This is a genomic window from Bradyrhizobium sp., assembly GCF_035570375.1.
Taxonomy (GTDB): Bacteria; Pseudomonadota; Alphaproteobacteria; order Rhizobiales; family Xanthobacteraceae; genus Bradyrhizobium.
The window spans coordinates 1-16,449 of record NZ_DATMLW010000209.1 but is presented as its reverse complement, the minus strand read 5'-3'; the positions used below and the strand labels follow the sequence as shown (position 1 = coordinate 16,449).

Sequence of the window (16,449 nt, the reverse complement as noted above, 5' to 3'; positions counted from 1 at the left end):
CAATGGACAGCCGGACGTCCGGGCTTTGCGAGCCCAAATTCCGATGCAGGCTGAGTGCATCGCCGACAAGCTTGCGGAGTTCATTAAACAGAATCAGAGCACGTCGCGATTGTGTTCTTGGTATGATGTCTGGCATCCTTTGTTCGCTGCAAGACATCTCTTTTCATGACCTGTCATGACCTGCGAGGATTTGACGAATGTCCATGCCTGCCTTGTTCAAGGGGCGTCTGTCGATTCCGGTGATCGGAGCGCCGCTGTTCATCATCTCCGTGCCTGATCTCGTGATCGCGCAGTGCAAGGGGGGAATTGTCGGGTCGTTTCCGGCGCTGAACGCGCGGCCGCCCGATCTGCTCGACGAGTGGTTGGCGCGGATCCGTCGAGAACTCGCCGCATATGACGCGGCCCATCCCGACAAACCCTCGGCACCGTTTGCCGTCAATCAGATCGTGCATCGATCCAACAACCGGCTCGAGCACGATCTGGCGCTGTGCGAAAAGCACAAGGTGCCGATCATCATCACCTCGCTTGGCGCGCGCGAGGAAGTCAATCAGGCCGCGCATCGCTGGGGCGGCATTGTCTTTCACGACGTGATCAGCCAGAAATTCGCGCACAAGGCGATCGAGAAGGGCGCCGACGGCCTGATCCTGGTTTCCGCCGGTGCCGGCGGGCACGCCGGGCTGATTTCGCCGTTCGCGTTCGTGGCGGAGACGAGGCAGTGGTTCGACGGGCCGATCGCGCTGTCGGGCGCCATCGGCAACGGCCGCGCCGTCCGCGCGGCCCGCCTGTTGGGTGCCGACTTCGCCTATATCGGGTCGGCGTTCATCGCCACCATCGAGGCCAACGCGGTCGAGGGCTACAAGCAGATGATCACCACCTCGAACGCCGAGGATATCGTCTATTCCAATCTCTTCACCGGCGTGCACGGCAACTACCTCAAGCCGTCGATCGTCGCGGCGGGGATGGATCCCGACAATCTTCCGCAATCCGACGCCTCGAAGATGAGTTTTGGAACCGACGCTTCGGGCGAGCGCACCAGACCGAAAGCCTGGAAGCAGATCTGGGGCTCGGGCCAGGGCGTCGGCAGCGTCGGAAAGATCGTGCCGGCCACTGAGCTGATCGCGCGTTTCAAAAGGGAATATGAGGAAGCCTTCGATCCGCCGTTGTGAGATCGAGCCGAAGCGAGATCGAGATCGCTCTCTCCAGCCTTGAAAGTTCGAAAGCCCTCGCCTCTGCCAACGAAGCCCGCGCAAGCGCGTGGTGGTGCCGTTGACGTATGATCGCGGTCATCTCGACGCTTAACGCGCCGTTAACCAAGGCTCCCCCAGATTCCGTCGCAAGGCCGCCGCCGCCTTTTCGTGAGCAGGCGGCCGGACCAGCGGTCGAGGGGGCACAACATGGATTTCGAGACGACATTTGCAAAAACGCCGGCAACCCTCGACGAGATCACGCGCCGGGTCGCTCATGCCCTGGAGCGTCATCCGCGCTGCCGCGGCGTCCAATTCGACATCATCAGCATGCCTCGATCCCGCAATGGCGGAAACTGGACCATCAGCCTGCGCGCGATTGCGTCCGACGCGGTATGGGAGGCATCCGACATCGTTGCCGATATTCAGGAAGCCTACGAACTCGCCGCTTTTGCATGATCTAGTGGTCCGATTCCGGATGTTTTCACCCTGATTTCACCCCGCCGGCCGATCAGGCCGCCATCGCCTCGGCACCGTTAGGCCTTAATTCTTACCCCATTCTTGGGGAATTCATGTCGCCCTGGAAGACGGAGAGTTGCTTGACGAGGGCAATGACCATCATCGTGCTGATCTGCTTGCTTGTGGTCGCCGCGGCTGCAGCCAGCATTCTCTCCCGCGACAGCGTGCCGTTGACCGGAGCGGCGATTGCAACGGCTTCCGTTGCGATCGAAGGTGCGGTTTCCAACAAGCAGGCCAAGGCCGACAAGCTGCTCGTGGCTGCCGCCGCAACCGCCGCGGTCGAGCCTCCAACCGCCGCGCTCGCGACCGAGCCGCTGCGGCAGGCTTTCGCGGCCACCCCATCGGGGGAGATCGAAGGGCTGAAGATCGCGAATTCCTCGCCGCCGCCGGCAACGCCGCCAGCTCCGGCAAAGCCGAAGACCATCGCCAAGCCCCCGGCGCAGAAACCCTATGCATTGCTCAGCGACGCGCAGATCGCCAGCATCAAGGAACGCCTGAAACTCTCCTCGTATCAGGAGACATACTGGCCGGCGGTGGAAAAGGCGCTGCGGGCCGTTGCGCGAAAGATCCACGCCTCGCGGCAGGCCGACCCGAACGGGACCGGTGCCATCATCGACCCCGAATCCGCAGAGGTTCAGCAGCTGAAATCGGCCGCGATGCCGCTGTTGTTTCAGCTTCGTGAGGACCAGAAGCGCGAGGTGCGCTCGCTCGCTCGCCTGATCGGCCTGGAAAAAGTGGCTGAGGCGATCTGAGCGCATGATGAAGTCAGGTTCGAGCTCGAAGGGCGTCGAATCTTTCACCTCTCCCCCTGCGGGAGAGGTCGGATCGCATCGAAGATGCGATCCGGGTGAGGGGGCCTAAAACAGCCAAGCTTTGGTCCCCCTCATCCGACGCGGACTTTAGCATAGCCGATGCAAAGCATCGGCGTTCTAAAAAGAACGGCGGCGCAGGCCGCCTATGGCCACCTTCTCCCGCAGGGGGAGAAGGAACGGAGTTCGCGGCTTAACCGATTCAACCAAATCTCATCGCGCTTTGGCGCGCAGCCGATTTTTCGTCTTGAAGGCCAGGCGGGCCCTGCAGTTAAATATCGGCTCACGGCGCGGCGCGCCAAGCGTGAGCAGGAAGCCGGAAGCCATGAGCTTTGCACGGATCGCCGCATCGGCCGCCATTCTGATCTGTCTCGGCGCTGCTTGCGCGTCGGCCAAGCCGATCGCGGCGCTTGGCGAAACCAATTTGAGGAGAGCCCCTGGCACGGACAGCCCGGTTCTCACCATCATTCCGAAAGGAGCAACCGTCGAGGTCGGCAAATGTAGCAAGGGATGGTGTGAAGCCAACTTCGAGAGCCGGGACGGCTTTGTTATCGCTCGCAATGTCGGTCTCGGTCAGCCGCGTAAGGCGCGCGCCGGCGGACAGGTCTACGACGAGCAAGTGATCGAGGGGGTCGGGCCGCCGCGGTTCGCCCCGCCGCTCTATTACGGATACCACGGGCCATATTACGGCTTAGGACCGTTTTACGGCTATTATGCGGGGTGGGGATACAGGGGATGGCGCTGGTGAGGTTCAGGAGGTGCCGTCATGCGCTGGTGACGTCGCAATGAGGCGATCGAGCCAAAAACCATCTCGCTTCCGGAATAAACCAAAGCGCCTTTGCAGAGAGATGGCCGCGTCTCACGCGGCGATGACGCCTTCGACGTTCTCCGGAACCGTGCGATTGCGCCCCGAGCGTTTGGCCTGATAGAGCGCGCGATCGCACCGCTCGACCAGCGCTTCCGCCGACTCGCCCAGGCGGAACTGCGCTACTCCGATCGAAACCGTGATGCTCGATATTTCCTCGCCGGTGGCGCGGCGGGTCAGGCGTGCCTCCGATATGCGCCGGCGAACGCGTTCGGCGACATCGGTGCATTTGTCGAGACTGGCGCCCGGAAGCACGGCCATCAGCTCCTCGCCGCCATAGCGCGCCGCGAGATCGCCACTGCGAACGTTCTCCTGCAAAACCTTCGCCACCAGTCGAAGCACCTGATCGCCGACCTGATGCCCAAAGCTGTCGTTGAACGTCTTGAAGTGATCGATATCGATCATCAGGATGCTCAAGGGATCGCCGGTCTCCATCGCGGCAATTTGCGCGGTACGAAGGAAGGCTTCCAACGAGCGACGGTTGGCTAACCCGGTGAGGACGTCGGTATTGGAATGCAGCTCGGCGAGCTTCAGCGAGTCGCCAATCTTGTCGAGCTCCTCCGAGGCCTTGACGAAATTGGCCTCAAGGCCCGATGCCCTCGTCGTCGCATTTGACAGTTCTTCCACGAGCTTCTCGATGATCGGCTGGGGATCGCTCGCCGTCTGAAACTGCAAGGAGACTTCGCCGAGCGACTCGATCTGCGTGCGGTTGTCGGAGATTGCACTGCTGAGGAACTCCTTGGCGCTTGATATGACGCCGTGCAGCTGCTCGGGAAAACCGTTCGTGGTGCTGCGATCGGACTGTGGCTCGATATAGTTGACGTAGAGCTCGTGGTTGATCGCTGGATCGAATTTCCGCTTGTTGGCGATGAGGATATCGATGGTCTTTTTCAGCGCGGATGAGGCACCCATCGCATAGTTGAACCAGACCGAAAAATTTTCGGGAGTGGGCGGTACGCGGTGCATCGACATGAATCGATTGGCCCGATTTGCCACCGTGGTCGCGTAGTCGAAATCGACCTCATCGAACTCGTTGATCATGTGCGTTTGTCAGCAGCGGCAGCCGGCATCCGGGATCCGTGGCTAATTCGGTGAAAAATAAAGCCTTTCAACGGTCGACGCCTGACGGCGATCAGGCAGTCGCCTTAATTGGGTAGCGGTCAGTTCTGAAGGATGATTTAAACATTTCGGCCAATTTGGCGCCTACACCCGCCTGCGGCGCTGGAGTACTGTCTCGTCGCGGGACATCCTGCCAGCCGCGGTTGGGCCGACGGGGCGGCGTGTCGGGGCGAAGAGGCTCTAGTGCTCCGATTCCGAGGTTCGCAAGCAGGGGCGACCTCTGATGCGAACTTCGGAATCAAAGGAGCACTAGCAAGTTAATGTTTCTGGTGCGGTTTTGAATTTCCTATGACGAGATTGCAGCAACACTGATAGGAACTTCAAATTCACCGCACTAGTCCGGCTGGCCGGCCGCGACGCTACCTGGAAAACAAATCGTATCCCGATCTCGCCGAGTTTTATGCGTATCCCGAGGGGAGGTTTGCGATGAGCACGCGACGCGAACACGATCTTCTGGGCGACCGGGACGTTCCTGCACAGGCTTACTATGGCGTTCACACGCTGCGTGCGGTGGAGAATTTCCCGATCACGGGAACGCCGATTTCGATCTATCCGGATCTTGTGGCGGCGCTGGCCTCGATAAAGCTCGCCGCGGCGAAGAGCAACCGCGAACTCGGATTGCTCGATGCCACGCGCGCCGACGCCATCATCGCCGCGGCGGAAGAGATCCGCTCCGGCCGCCTGCACGAGGAATTCGTGGTCGACGTCATCCAGGGCGGCGCCGGCACCTCCACCAACATGAATGCCAACGAGGTGATCGCAAATCGCGCGCTGGAGCTGCTCGGCCACGCCAAGGGCGATTACCGGTTCTTGCATCCCAATGAACACGTCAACATGAGCCAGAGCACCAACGACGTCTATCCGACGGCGCTCAAGCTCGCCGCCTATTCCGGCATCATGCGGCTGGTCGACGCCATGGCGGTGCTGCGCCAGGCTTTCGAGGCGAAGTCCGAGGAATTCAAGGACATCATCAAGATGGGCCGTACCCAGTTGCAGGACGCCGTCCCGATGACGCTGGGGCAGGAATTCTCGACCTATGCGGTGATGCTGGGCGAAGACGAGCAACGGCTGAAGGAAGCCGTCCTCCTGATTTGCGAAATCAACATGGGCGCCACCGCCATCGGCACCGGCATCAATGCGCATCCGGATTACGCCCGCCTGGTCTGTCAGCATCTGCGCGCCACAACCGGCATTCCGGTCGTCACCGCCTCAAACCTGATCGAGGCGACGCAGGATTGCGGCAGTTTCGTTCAGCTTTCCGGAGTTTTGAAGCGCGTCGCGGTAAAACTGTCGAAGACGTGCAACGATTTGCGCCTGTTGTCGTCGGGACCCCGTGTCGGGCTTGGCGAAATCAACCTGCCGCCGATGCAGGCGGGCTCCAGCATCATGCCGGGCAAGGTCAATCCGGTGATCCCCGAAGTCGTCAACCAGATCGCCTTCGAGGTGATCGGAAACGACGTGACGGTAAGTTTCGCGGCCGAAGCCGGTCAGTTGCAGCTCAATGCCTTCGAGCCGATCATCGCCCACAGCCTGTTCAAGAGCGTCAATCATCTTCGCGCCGGCTGCATGACGCTGGCCCTGAAATGCGTGAACGGCATCACCGCCAATCGCGAGCATCTGCGCCGCGGCGTCGAGAGATCGATCGGGATCGTAACCGCGCTCAACCCCTATATCGGTTATGCCAACGCGACCGAGATCGCGCAGCAGGCACTCGTCACCGGTCAAAGCGTTTACGATCTGGTTTTGGCCAAAAAGCTTCTGACGCGCGAGCAGCTCGACGAAATCCTGCAGCCGGAGGTGTTGACGAAGCCGCATTCATTCGGGCCCGCGCCGGCGACGGCGAAAACGCAGACCCTCACCGTGCGCCGCGACCAGACGGATTGAAATCCGCTGACTCACGAAGGGTCGGACGATCCGCCGAAGGCAGGTCATGGCGAAAGGGCCTGGCCGTTCCGGCCGTCCATTTCCGCACTCGGCCCAAGCACCCAAGCATTCGGCCCAAGGCTGCGGGGGTGGGCAGGCGCACGATATGGTCGCTTTTATTGGTCTGGCGGAGATGGCAAGAGGAAGCTAGTGTCCCGGTTCTGACATTCGTATCGTGTTGCAGCAAGCGCTGTTACGAATGTCGGAACCTAAGGGACACCAGCAAAAAAAGATTCTAGTGCGGTTTTGGATTTGACATTCGCTATGAGGACTCGCGGTGAATACCGAAGCGAATGTCAAATCCGCCGCACTAGGTTCGGCTTCGAAAAAGCCGTCAAAAACGGCCGGGATCAAGGGAGAGACGCATGCATGAACTGACGCCGGAAACCATCACGGACGCGGTGCTGGACCAGATGGCGACGACGAGCGACCCGCGCCTGAAGGAGATCATGGCCTGCGCGGTCAAGCACCTGCATGAATTCGCCAGGGAAGTGAAGCTGACGCCGGCGGAATGGATCAAGGGCATCGCCTTCATGACCGCCGTGGGCAAGATCTGCACGCCGGCGCGGCAGGAGTTCATCCTGCTTTCCGACACACTTGGGCTCTCCGCGCTCGTCAACGGCCTGCATGACTCAACCGCGATGGAAGAAGGCACCCACACCAGCCTGCTCGGTCCGTTCTACCGGGAAGCCTCGCCAAACCTTGCCGCGGGCAGCCAGATCGCGAAGACCGTAAAACCCGGGACCGAACTTGTGCTTTACGGCCGTGTCACCGACGTGAACGGCAAGCCGATCTCCAACGCAACCGTTTCGATCTGGCAGACCGGCGCCAGCGGTCTCTACGACATCCAGGAAAGTGCTGCCTCGATCGACTATCGGGGCGTCTTCACCACCGATGCGAACGGCCTCTATCAGCTGCGCAGCGTCCGCCCGATCGGGTATTCGATCCCGATGGATGGCCCGGTCGGCGAAATGGTGCGGGCGCAGAAGCGGCATGGCATGAGGCCGGCCCATATTCACTTCCTGGTCGGCGCTCCCGGTTATCGCGAACTGGTGACGGCGCTTTACCTGCGTGACGATCCGCACCTTCAGGACGATGTGGTGTTCGGCTCGTCGGGCGACCTCGCCGTCGACATCAATCCGCGGGACGCCGAAAGCCCGATCCCAAACCTGCCGACCATCCGCTTCGACATGCGCCTGTCGCGCGAGACCGCGGCCGACAAGGCCGGCGGCCGCGTCGGCGCCGATCCGTCCGCGATTTTGAAACAGCCGGCATGAACGGTTAATGCGCCGCATCTGCCCCTAAAGGAGAATGCGGCGGATTTGACCTTTCGGGGCGCGTCGCGGCAGATTAAGCCAACCCACCTCGATCCTTGCCGCGAGCGGGCTCAGGGCGCCAGCGCGGGCAGGAGAACGGCAAGAGCATGATCCGGAAAAGTGGAAACCGGTTTTCCGAAATGATCATGCTCAAACAAAGAGATGAGATCATGATGCGATTCCACCTAATCGCATCATGATCTAGTGACACAGGGGAGCATCAATGAAACGCAGGACGCTCATCGGCGCAGCGATCATCGTCGCCGCAACTGGACTGACCTCAAATGCGCTGGCCGAGCAGCCGCCGATCAGAATCGGCATGTCGATGCCGCAGACCGGCGGTCTCGCCGGCGGCGGCAAGGCTTCGCTGCTTGGCATCGAGATCTGGCGCGATGACGTCAACGCCAAGGGCGGCCTGCTTGGCCGCAAGGTCGAACTCGTCGTCTATGACGACAAGTCGAGCGCCTCTGAGACGCCTGCGATCTACTCGAAGCTTCTCGACGTCGACAAGGTCGACCTGCTGTTCGCGCCTTACGCCACGGTGCCGACCGCGCCGATCATGCCGCTGGCCAAGCAGCGCGGCATGCTGCTGATCGGCAACTTCTCGTTCCAGGTCAACAGCAAGGTCGGCCACGACATGTGGTTCAACAACGCGCCGTGGGGGCCGGCCGACGCCTGGGCGTCGGCTTTCCTTGACATCGGCCAGAAGGCCGGCGGCAAGACCGTCGCGCTTCTCACCGCCGACCAGGAATTCGCGCAGAATCTCGCGAAAACCGCGCGCGAGGTCGCAGCCAAGCGCAACATGCCGGTCGTTTTCGACCAGACCTATCCGCCGAACACGGTGGAATTCTCCTCTATCATCCGCGCGCTCAAGGCCACCAAGCCCGACATTGTCTATGTCGCGTCATACCCGCCGGACTCGGCCGGCATCCTGCGCGCGGTCAACGAGATCGGGATCGGCGACAGCGTCAAGCTGTTCGGCGGCGGCATGGTGGGCCTGCAATTCGGCCCGGTAATGGAGAATATGGGTTCGCTGCTCAACGGCGTGGTCAATTTCAACACATGGCTTCCCGAGCCGGCGATGTATTTCGACGGCACCAAGGCCTTCTTCGACACCTACTCGAAGCGGGCGGTGGAAGCCAAGGTCGACCCGCTCGGCTTCTATCTGGCGCCGTTCGGCTACGCCAGCGGGCAATTGATCGAGGCGGCGATCAAGGCGACGGGATCGCTCGACCAGAAGGCGCTCGCAAAATACCTGCGCGAGCACGAGATTGCGACCATTGTCGGTCCGATCGCGTTTTCGCCCGACGGCGAGCGCAAGGAAACCGCGACGCTGCAGGCGCAGTTCCGCGGTATCGTCGACAAGAACATGGATCAGTTCAAAAAGCCCGGCAAACAGGTGATCCTGTTTCCGGAGAAGCTGAAATCCGGCGAACTCGTCACTCCGTTCGAGGCTGCGCGGAAGTAAATTTCGGAATGAGTCATTGCGGCGAGGGAAGTGTGCCCCCTCTCCCCGCGTGCGGCAGGGCTATCGCATATGGCTAAGTGTCATGAGACGTGATCGAGATTGCCAGATCGAGGTCGATCCCTCCCCCTTGTGGGGAGGGTCGGCGAGCGAGAGCGGGCCGGGGTGGGGGTTCTCAAGAAGGCACCATCAATATGGGACTTTCGGTAACGTCGGCACCCCCACCCGGCCGTCACTTCGCGACGGCCACCCTCCCCACGCTTTCGCGGGGGAGGGATAAGAGAGCGCGCCGTCATATGCGGTCGCCCTGCCGCTCGCGCGGAGAGGTATGGAACCACGTGGATAGGGTGAGCCGTCGGAATTGTCGCGTTTAAGTAAAAAGGGTCAAGGAGAACCTGAATTTGTTTTCGATGGACCTGCTGCTCGATGCGGTGGTGATCGGGGTTCTGCTCGGCTGCTTCTACGCGGCCGTCAGCATCGGGCTGTCGGTCTCGTTCGGCCTGCTTGACGTTCCGCACGTCGCCCACCCGGCCTTTCTGGTGATGGCGTCCTATGCGGTGTTCTTCCTCAACGATCGCTTTGACATCGATCCGCTGGTCGCAGGGCTGTTGATCACGCCGCTGCTGTTCTTGTTCGGTCTTGCCGCCTATCGCCTTTACTACGAGACGTTCGAGCGACGCGGCACCGATGCGGCCGTGCGCGGCATCGCTTTTTTCTTCGGGGTTGCCTTCATCATCGAGGTACTGATCATCCTGCAATTCGGCGTGGATCAGCGCTCGGTCACCGCTTCCTATATCGGCAAGGCGTGGCGCTTCGGCGACATGCGGATTCCGCTCCGGCTCGTGGTTGCGTTTGCGGTCGCTTCCGCCTTGACAATCCTGCTGGCGCTTTATCTGTCGAAAACCTTCATGGGACGGGCGATCCGCGCAGTGGCGCAGGACGAGGAGGCGGTGCGCCTGATGGGCGCCAACCCGGTCCGCATCAAGCAATGGGCCTTCGGGGTTGCCACCGCCGTGCTTGGCGTGGCGGGCGCGCTTCTGATCATCGTCGCCCCGGTCGATCCGACGCTCGACCGCGCCTATATCGGGCGCACCTTCTGCGTCGTCGTCATGGCGGGGCTCGGCAGCATGAGCGGCACGCTGATTGCGGCCATCATCCTCGGCGTTGCCGAGACCATCGTGCTGACCCTGTTCGGCGCGTCCTGGGCGCCGGCCATTTCCTTTGCGATGTTGCTCGGCGTTCTGGCCGTGCGGCCGCAGGGCTTGCTCGGCAGGCGATCATGAGGCGCAGCATCACCTTCTGGATCGGTGCGATCGCCTTTCTCGTCTTCATCCTGCTGATGACCCAGATCATCGGCAACGAATATCCCTTTTTCGCCGGCTACGTGATCCTTCAATTCATCGTGCTGGCGGTGGCTTGGACCATCCTCGGCGGTTACGCCGGTTATGTGAATTTCGGCACCAGCGCGTTTTTCGGCGTCGGCGTCTACACCGCCGTGCTGCTGGTCAAGGCGGCCGGCGCGCCGCTTGCGGTGCAGATCGCGGTGGCGGCCATGGTCGGCGCGCTGCTTGGGCTGGGCGTCGGGCTTTTGACCCTGCGCATGCAGGGCATCTTTTTCTCGATCGCGACCATTGCGCTCACCATCGTCATCGAGACATCGGTGACCAACTGGCGCTATCTCGGCGGCGCCGCCGGCATCCAGTTGCAGCGGCCACCGGTGACGCCGCCGTTCCACAGCTATGTGCAGATGCTGGTTTTCGTCCAGGCGCTGCTGGTCGTGCTTGCGGTTGCGATCGCGCGCTATATCCAGAACTCCTGGATCGGCCGTGGCCTGCAGGCGCTCCGCGATGACGAGCTCGCGGCCGAATGCACCGGCGTCCCGACCTTGCGGCTCAAACTGCTGGCCTGTGTCGTCTCCGGCGCGCTGATGTGTGCAGCCGGCGCGCCCGGCGCGATGTATCTGCAATATGCCGACCCGGCATCCGCCTTCAATCTCAATTACTCCGTCTCGGTGCTCGCGATGTCCCTGATCGGCGGCACCGTGCACTGGGCGGGTCCGGTGATCGGCGCCATTCTGCTCGGTGTGACGCAGCAACTTCTGGCCGTCACCATCTCCTCGGAAGTCAATGTGCTTGTGCTCGGCATCATGCTGGTGCTGTTCGTGGTCGCAGCCCCGCAGGGCCTGATCGGCCTGTTCCGGAAACTGGTGCATGGCCGCGCGGAGGGCAAGGCATGACTTCCGCCAACGTCACCGACACGCCGCTGTTGCAGATCGGCGCGCTTACAAAACGCTTCGGCGGCTTCACGGCGCTCGACAATGTCAGCGTCGACATTCGCCCCGGCGAGCGCTTTGGCCTGATCGGCCCCAACGGCTCCGGCAAGACCACGCTGATCAACTGCATTTCCGGCGCGTTCCGCACAGAGCCCGGCACGGTGACGTTCCAGGGCGAGGACATCACGCCCCTGCCGCCTTACATGCGAAGGCGCCGCGGCATTGCGCGCAGCTTCCAGATCCCGCGGCCGTTCAAAAGCATGACGGTTGCCGAAAACCTGATGGTGGCGCTCGACTTCGCGGGAGCCGCGCACGAGCTGGTCTCGGCCGCGGAGCGGCGCGCTGCCGTGATGGCGATCCTGCAGCAGACGGGCCTTTCGTCCAAGGCCGATGCGCCGGCCACGCGGCTCAGCCAGGTCGAATTGCGCAAGATGGAACTCGCGCGCGCGGTCGCCACGCGCCCGAAACTTCTGATTTCGGATGAAGCGATGGCCGGCCTTTCCTCCTCCGAGGTCGACGAGGTGCTCGATCTCTTGATGAGCCTTGCGGGCAAAGACATCACTATCATCATGATCGAGCATATCATGCAGGCGGTGATGCGCTTTTCCGAACGCATCATGTGCCTCGACGCGGGGCGGATCATCGCGATCGGCAAACCTGCCGAAGTCATGGCCAATGCGCGGGTGCAGGAGGCGTATCTTGGCACCTAAACCCGCGGGCCTTGGGCTTTCCATCACCGCGCTGGACGCCGGCTACGGCGCGGTGAAGGCGCTGCGCGGCGTCACGCTCCATGTCGAAGCCGGCGAGACCGTGGCGCTGCTCGGCACCAACGGCAACGGCAAGAGCACGCTGATGAAGTGCATCACCGGGCTGGTCCGGCCCTGGCGCGGCGGCATGACGCTGACGCTGGACGACCGCGCGCACGACCTCACCAAGCTCTCGGCGGAGGCCATTGTCGATCTTGGCGTCGCGATGGTGCCGGAAGGGCGGCGGCTGTTTCCGAGGCTCACCGTGCACGAAAATCTCATGCTCGGCGCCTTCCGCAAGGCCGCGCGCCGCGACATCGAGCGCAATCTGGCCCACGCTTTCGAGACGTTCCCGGTGCTGAAGGAGCGGTCGAACCAGCTCGCGGGCACCATGTCGGGCGGGCAGCAGCAGATGCTGGCGATCGCGCGCGCGCTGATGTCCTCGCCGCGGCTGTTGTTGATCGACGAGCCCTCGGTCGGCCTGTCGCCGCTCCTGGTGTCGCAGATGATCGCCAAGATCGGCGAGCTTTCCCGCTCGTTCGGCTTGACGGTGCTGATGGCGGAGCAGAACTTCAATCAGGCGATCCGCATCGCCGATCGCGGTTACATCATTGTCCACGGCGAGATCGTGGTGGCGGCGGGCGTGGAGGAATTGAAAGGCAACGACATCGTCAAGCGGCTCTATCTCGGCGGCACGGCGTGATCCGGAGAGAGTAGTTTTGGATGGTCGCAAAAACCGCGATTAACGCGTTGAACGGGCTCTTTCTTCCTCCCCTCGCGAAGCGGGGGGAGGAAAGGCCGAAGCGAAGCGGAGGCGAGGGTGATAAGAAAAGACGCCAGTGGTGATGAGAAGTATTTCTGTCGTCTGGCACCCCCACCCGGCACATCGTTCGCTGCGCTCACGAAGTGCCACCCTCCCCACAAGGGGGAGGGATGAACAGACGCAGGTCTTTCTTATCCCTCCCCCGCGAGCGGAGCGAGCTGTGGGGAGGGTGGCCGGCCGAAGGCCGGTCGGGTGGGGGCATTTCTGCAAAATGGCTCCCATCACCCGGCGCTCTCAGCGCGCGAGGAGCCGCGTCCCTGCAAGCAGGGAGAGGGAGCACACTTTTGAGGAGATCGCATGGCGCCAAAACTTCTGCCCACCACGGTCGTCGGCAGCTATCCGCAGCCGGACTGGCTGGTTGACCGCGCGCTTCTCTCGAAAGGCGTGGCGCGCGTGCGGCTAAATCTCTGGCGCGTGGCCGAGCCGTGGCTCGAACAGGCGCAGGACGATGCGACGCTGCTTGCGATCCGCGACATGGAGCGCGCCGGCATCGACATCATCACCGACGGCGAGATGCGGCGGGAAAGCTATTCCAACCGCTTTGCCACTTCGCTCGAGGGCATTGAATGCGACAAGCCCGGCGAGGTCGTCTCGAAGGCCGGCCTTGTCACGGCGGTGCCGCGCGTGGTGGGACGAATCCGGCGTACGCGTCCGGTCGAAGTGCGCGACATGGAATTCTTGCGCAAAAATACCGACCACCAGGCCAAGATCACGCTGCCGGGTCCGTTCACGATGAGCCGGCAGGCCGTCAACGAGCATTATCGCGATGAAGACGAAATGATCATGGATTACGCGGCCGCCGTGAACGCGGAAGCGCGCGATCTGGAAAAGGCCGGCGCCGACGTGATCCAGCTCGACGAGCCGTGGTTGCGCCAGGACCCGGCGGCCGCGAAGCGCATCGCGGTCAACGCAATCGACCGCGCGCTCGAAGGCCTCAAGGCCACGACCGTGGTGCATCTATGCTTCGGTTATGCCGCGATCGTCAAAGGTCAAAAGCCGGTCGGCTATTCGTTTCTGGCCGAGCTTTCGGCCTGCAAGGCGGACCAGATTTCGATCGAGGCGGCGCAGCCGAAACTCGATCTCGGTGTGCTCGGCGACCTCGCGCCGAAAAAGATCATGCTGGGCGTGATCGATCTCGCCGATCCCGCGCCGGAAACGCCAGCCGTGGTCGCGGACCGCATTCGTGCGGCCTTGAAGCACGTCGCGCCGGAGCATCTGGTGGCGGCACCCGATTGCGGCATGAAATATCTGTCGCGCCAGGTGGCGTTCGCGAAGCTGAAGGCGCTCGCGGACGGTGCCGCGATGGTGCGGGCGGAGGTCGGTTAGGAATTTAGGTTTCTCTATGGAGGGAGGACCCGAAAGGATTCAGGAGCTATAGCATGATGAAATTAGGTTGAGCTGGAACGGCATAAGGCGTCACCTCTCCCCTCGCGGGAGAGGCATAGGCCGCTTAAAGCGGCCGTTCTTCAAAGGACGCCGAAGCAAAGCTTCGGCTACGTCGCATTGAAGATGCGATCCGGGTGAGGGGGTTACGAAAATATCTGAATTGGCTTGCGTTCTTGGATAAGTTTTCCCCTCATCCGGCGCGGACTTTTCGCATAGCCGATGAATAGCATCGGCGTTCTGAAAGAACGGCGGCCGCAGGCCGCCTATGGCCACCTTCTCCCGCAAGGGGAGAAGGAATGGAGCTCGCGGCCAGAGTGATTCAACTAAAAATTACCGCGCTGTAGGCATACAAAAACGGAGAGCTCGATGAACGACGCAAGGGCTTGCCTGGTGATGACGACCGTACCCAACAAGGAACAAGCGGAAAAAATTGCGAGAGCGGTCCTGGAGGCTCGCTTGGCTGCTTGCGTTCAGATTCAGGAAATAACAAGCTTCTATTGGTGGGACGGAAAGATCAATCGCGACGCCGAGCAACTACTTTATCTCAAGACAACCGCAAAACACTATGCGGCGCTGGAAGCGGCGATCATCGCCAACCACGTTTACGATACGCCGGAGATCCTGCAATTGCCGATCGAACGGGGTTTTGAGAAATACCTGAACTGGATGCAAAGAGAGACCAGCTAGCGCAGGATGGGTTGAGCGCAGCGAAACCCATGTACTCGAAATTGGTGGGTTTCGCTTCGCTCTACCCACTACACACTGTCCTGCAAGTAAGCCAGGCAGGCTCTTGCCCGACGGGCAAATCACTCCCGCGCTTTCCGCGAAGTCCAAAAGTCCAGCCCCTTTGGCAAAAATTTTTCGCTTTCGCCGTCGGGCAAAACATCTTTAGAGATTCGCCCGTCTCGTGCTCCGATAGAGAGGGGCGTATCGCGATCGTCACGACACGTTGGGCGCGGGATGCGATGGATGGGGAAAGCGTCAGGCGCGATTTTTGATCGCGCCGGACGAGACGCTTTCCGCATACGGCGAAGTCGTGTGGTCCTGGCGCCGCGACGCTGGCGTCAAGCTTGCAGGTAGTAACCCGCAGGTGACGGTGACAAGACCCGTTCACCGGGGAGATCACGAAGTAAGCCGTCAAACCTTCGCGCGGGGAAGGCCGGGTTGTTCGGCAGTACCTGTGGTGACTTGCTGGTGTGCTTCTTCATTTTGCACGCCAGGCTGCGGGTGCGGCTTCGCGCCCGGCTTTCCCTGCGCCCTCTGTTGAGGGTGGTTGCTTAAACGACTCGGGCGTATTGCGCCGCGAGAATGCGGAGGTACGTCTTGAATCGCAGAGTCATTCCGGGGCGCGCTGAAAGCGCGAACCATGATGTGCAATTGCACATCAGAGAATCTCGAGATTCCGGGTCTGGTCCTTCGGACCATCCCGGAATGACGGAGGACTGGGCAACGCGCTCTCCGGCGTTGCGTTCGCCGCGATGACACCTGAAAGCCGCATTCATCGCTCACATCTTGTCCGCAGCTCGATCACTCGAACAGGAGGATCGTGATGAACGGAAAACGTCTTGTGGCCGAAGCCATAGGCACGTTCTGGCTGACATTCGGCGGATGCGGCAGCGCGGTGATCTCGGCCGGATTTCCTCATGGCGGCATAGGATTGCTCGGTGTGGCGCTGGCTTTCGGCTTGACCGTGCTGACGATGGCCTACTCGATCGGCCACCTCTCCGGATGTCATCTCAATCCTGCGGTCACCGTGGGGCTTGCGTGCGGAGGCCGGTTTCCATCCAATCTCATCGGCCCTTACATCATTGCGCAGCTAATCGGCGCGATCGCCGGAGCCGGCGTCCTCTACGCCATCGCCCATGGATCCGCCGAATTCGATCTCGCCAATGGATTTGCGGCCAACGGATATGGCAACCACTCGCCGGGCAAATACGGGCTCGGTGCGTGTTTTCTGGCCGAGGCCGTGCTGACGGCGATGTTTCTCTTTGTCATCATGGGGTCAACCCACGGCAAGGCACC

Annotated in this window: 15 protein-coding genes; 14 read left to right on the top strand and 1 reads right to left on the bottom strand. The window is 61.7% G+C overall.

Annotation, left to right across the window (positions count from 1 at the left end):
* The first annotated feature begins 197 nt into the window (after positions 1 to 197).
* From VNX23_RS22980 to VNX23_RS22965, 4 genes are all read left to right on the top strand, one after another.
* Complete coding sequence (locus VNX23_RS22980; protein ID WP_325633866.1) at positions 198 to 1,166, top strand: nitronate monooxygenase family protein; 969 nt, start codon at positions 198 to 200, stop codon at positions 1,164 to 1,166.
* 228 nt (positions 1,167 to 1,394) lie between these two features.
* On the top strand, positions 1,395 to 1,643 hold the full coding sequence (locus tag VNX23_RS22975; RefSeq protein WP_325633865.1) for a hypothetical protein: 249 nt from the start codon (positions 1,395 to 1,397) through the stop codon (positions 1,641 to 1,643).
* A gap of 140 nt (positions 1,644 to 1,783) precedes the next feature.
* On the top strand, positions 1,784 to 2,455 hold the full coding sequence (locus VNX23_RS22970; RefSeq protein ID WP_325633864.1) for a hypothetical protein: 672 nt from the start codon (positions 1,784 to 1,786) through the stop codon (positions 2,453 to 2,455).
* Between the two features lie 382 nt (positions 2,456 to 2,837).
* Entirely contained in the window at positions 2,838 to 3,260 is a 423-nt protein-coding gene (locus tag VNX23_RS22965) for an SH3 domain-containing protein (RefSeq protein ID WP_325633863.1), read from the top strand.
* A 111-nt stretch (positions 3,261 to 3,371) separates the two neighbouring features.
* Here VNX23_RS22965 and VNX23_RS22960 read toward each other — a convergent pair whose 3' ends face one another.
* Positions 3,372 to 4,349: a GGDEF domain-containing protein gene (locus VNX23_RS22960; protein ID WP_414643061.1), complete on the bottom strand. Its 978-nt coding sequence runs from the start codon at positions 4,347 to 4,349 to the stop codon at positions 3,372 to 3,374.
* Between the two features lie 573 nt (positions 4,350 to 4,922).
* On the opposite strand from VNX23_RS22960, the gene aspA reads away from it, so the two are divergent.
* From aspA to VNX23_RS22910, 10 genes are all read left to right on the top strand, one after another.
* A complete protein-coding gene (gene aspA / locus VNX23_RS22955; RefSeq protein ID WP_325633861.1) occupies positions 4,923 to 6,380 on the top strand; it encodes an aspartate ammonia-lyase in 1,458 nt (485 codons plus the stop codon).
* A gap of 404 nt (positions 6,381 to 6,784) precedes the next feature.
* Complete coding sequence (locus tag VNX23_RS22950; RefSeq protein WP_325633860.1) at positions 6,785 to 7,696, top strand: dioxygenase; 912 nt, start codon at positions 6,785 to 6,787, stop codon at positions 7,694 to 7,696.
* A gap of 262 nt (positions 7,697 to 7,958) precedes the next feature.
* Positions 7,959 to 9,203: an amino acid ABC transporter substrate-binding protein gene (locus VNX23_RS22945; RefSeq protein ID WP_325633859.1), complete on the top strand. Its 1,245-nt coding sequence runs from the start codon at positions 7,959 to 7,961 to the stop codon at positions 9,201 to 9,203.
* 407 nt (positions 9,204 to 9,610) lie between these two features.
* Positions 9,611 to 10,483 carry a branched-chain amino acid ABC transporter permease gene (locus VNX23_RS22940; protein ID WP_325633899.1) on the top strand — a complete coding sequence of 291 codons (873 nt, stop codon included), beginning with the start codon at positions 9,611 to 9,613 and terminating at the stop codon, positions 10,481 to 10,483.
* Positions 10,480 to 11,436, top strand: coding sequence for a branched-chain amino acid ABC transporter permease (locus VNX23_RS22935; protein ID WP_325633858.1), 957 nt, complete (start codon positions 10,480 to 10,482; stop codon positions 11,434 to 11,436). Before VNX23_RS22940 ends, VNX23_RS22935 begins: the two co-directional genes overlap by 4 nt.
* Positions 11,433 to 12,182, top strand: a complete 750-nt coding sequence (locus VNX23_RS22930) for an ABC transporter ATP-binding protein (protein ID WP_325633857.1) — start codon at positions 11,433 to 11,435, stop codon at positions 12,180 to 12,182. Before VNX23_RS22935 ends, VNX23_RS22930 begins: the two co-directional genes overlap by 4 nt.
* A complete protein-coding gene (locus VNX23_RS22925; protein ID WP_414643060.1) occupies positions 12,148 to 12,921 on the top strand; it encodes an ABC transporter ATP-binding protein in 774 nt (257 codons plus the stop codon). Before VNX23_RS22930 ends, VNX23_RS22925 begins: the two co-directional genes overlap by 35 nt.
* Before the next feature lie 417 nt (positions 12,922 to 13,338).
* Positions 13,339 to 14,367: a cobalamin-independent methionine synthase II family protein gene (locus tag VNX23_RS22920; protein WP_325633855.1), complete on the top strand. Its 1,029-nt coding sequence runs from the start codon at positions 13,339 to 13,341 to the stop codon at positions 14,365 to 14,367.
* A 426-nt stretch (positions 14,368 to 14,793) separates the two neighbouring features.
* Entirely contained in the window at positions 14,794 to 15,114 is a 321-nt protein-coding gene (gene cutA / locus VNX23_RS22915) for a divalent-cation tolerance protein CutA (protein WP_325633854.1), read from the top strand.
* Between the two features lie 862 nt (positions 15,115 to 15,976).
* The coding region (locus VNX23_RS22910) for an aquaporin (RefSeq protein ID WP_325633853.1) at positions 15,977 to 16,449 on the top strand (473 nt) is incomplete at its 3' end.

Bases quoted from the DNA above. Each gene is read 5' to 3' on its own strand.
- VNX23_RS22980 (WP_325633866.1), top strand. From the start codon at position 198: ATGTCCATGCCTGCCTTGTTCAAGGGGCGTCTGTCGATTCCGGTGATC.
- VNX23_RS22975 (WP_325633865.1), top strand. From the start codon at position 1,395: ATGGATTTCGAGACGACATTTGCAAAAACGCCGGCAACCCTCGACGAG.
- VNX23_RS22965 (WP_325633863.1), top strand. From the start codon at position 2,838: ATGAGCTTTGCACGGATCGCCGCATCGGCCGCCATTCTGATCTGTCTC.
- VNX23_RS22960 (WP_414643061.1), bottom strand. From the start codon at position 4,349: ATGTCGATGCACCGCGTACCGCCCACTCCCGAAAATTTTTCGGTCTGG.
- aspA (WP_325633861.1), top strand. From the start codon at position 4,923: ATGAGCACGCGACGCGAACACGATCTTCTGGGCGACCGGGACGTTCCT.
- VNX23_RS22950 (WP_325633860.1), top strand. From the start codon at position 6,785: ATGCATGAACTGACGCCGGAAACCATCACGGACGCGGTGCTGGACCAG.
- VNX23_RS22945 (WP_325633859.1), top strand. From the start codon at position 7,959: ATGAAACGCAGGACGCTCATCGGCGCAGCGATCATCGTCGCCGCAACT.
- VNX23_RS22940 (WP_325633899.1), top strand. From the start codon at position 9,611: ATGGACCTGCTGCTCGATGCGGTGGTGATCGGGGTTCTGCTCGGCTGC.
- VNX23_RS22935 (WP_325633858.1), top strand. From the start codon at position 10,480: ATGAGGCGCAGCATCACCTTCTGGATCGGTGCGATCGCCTTTCTCGTC.
- VNX23_RS22930 (WP_325633857.1), top strand. From the start codon at position 11,433: ATGACTTCCGCCAACGTCACCGACACGCCGCTGTTGCAGATCGGCGCG.
- VNX23_RS22925 (WP_414643060.1), top strand. From the start codon at position 12,148: ATGCGCGGGTGCAGGAGGCGTATCTTGGCACCTAAACCCGCGGGCCTT.
- VNX23_RS22920 (WP_325633855.1), top strand. From the start codon at position 13,339: ATGGCGCCAAAACTTCTGCCCACCACGGTCGTCGGCAGCTATCCGCAG.
- cutA (WP_325633854.1), top strand. From the start codon at position 14,794: ATGAACGACGCAAGGGCTTGCCTGGTGATGACGACCGTACCCAACAAG.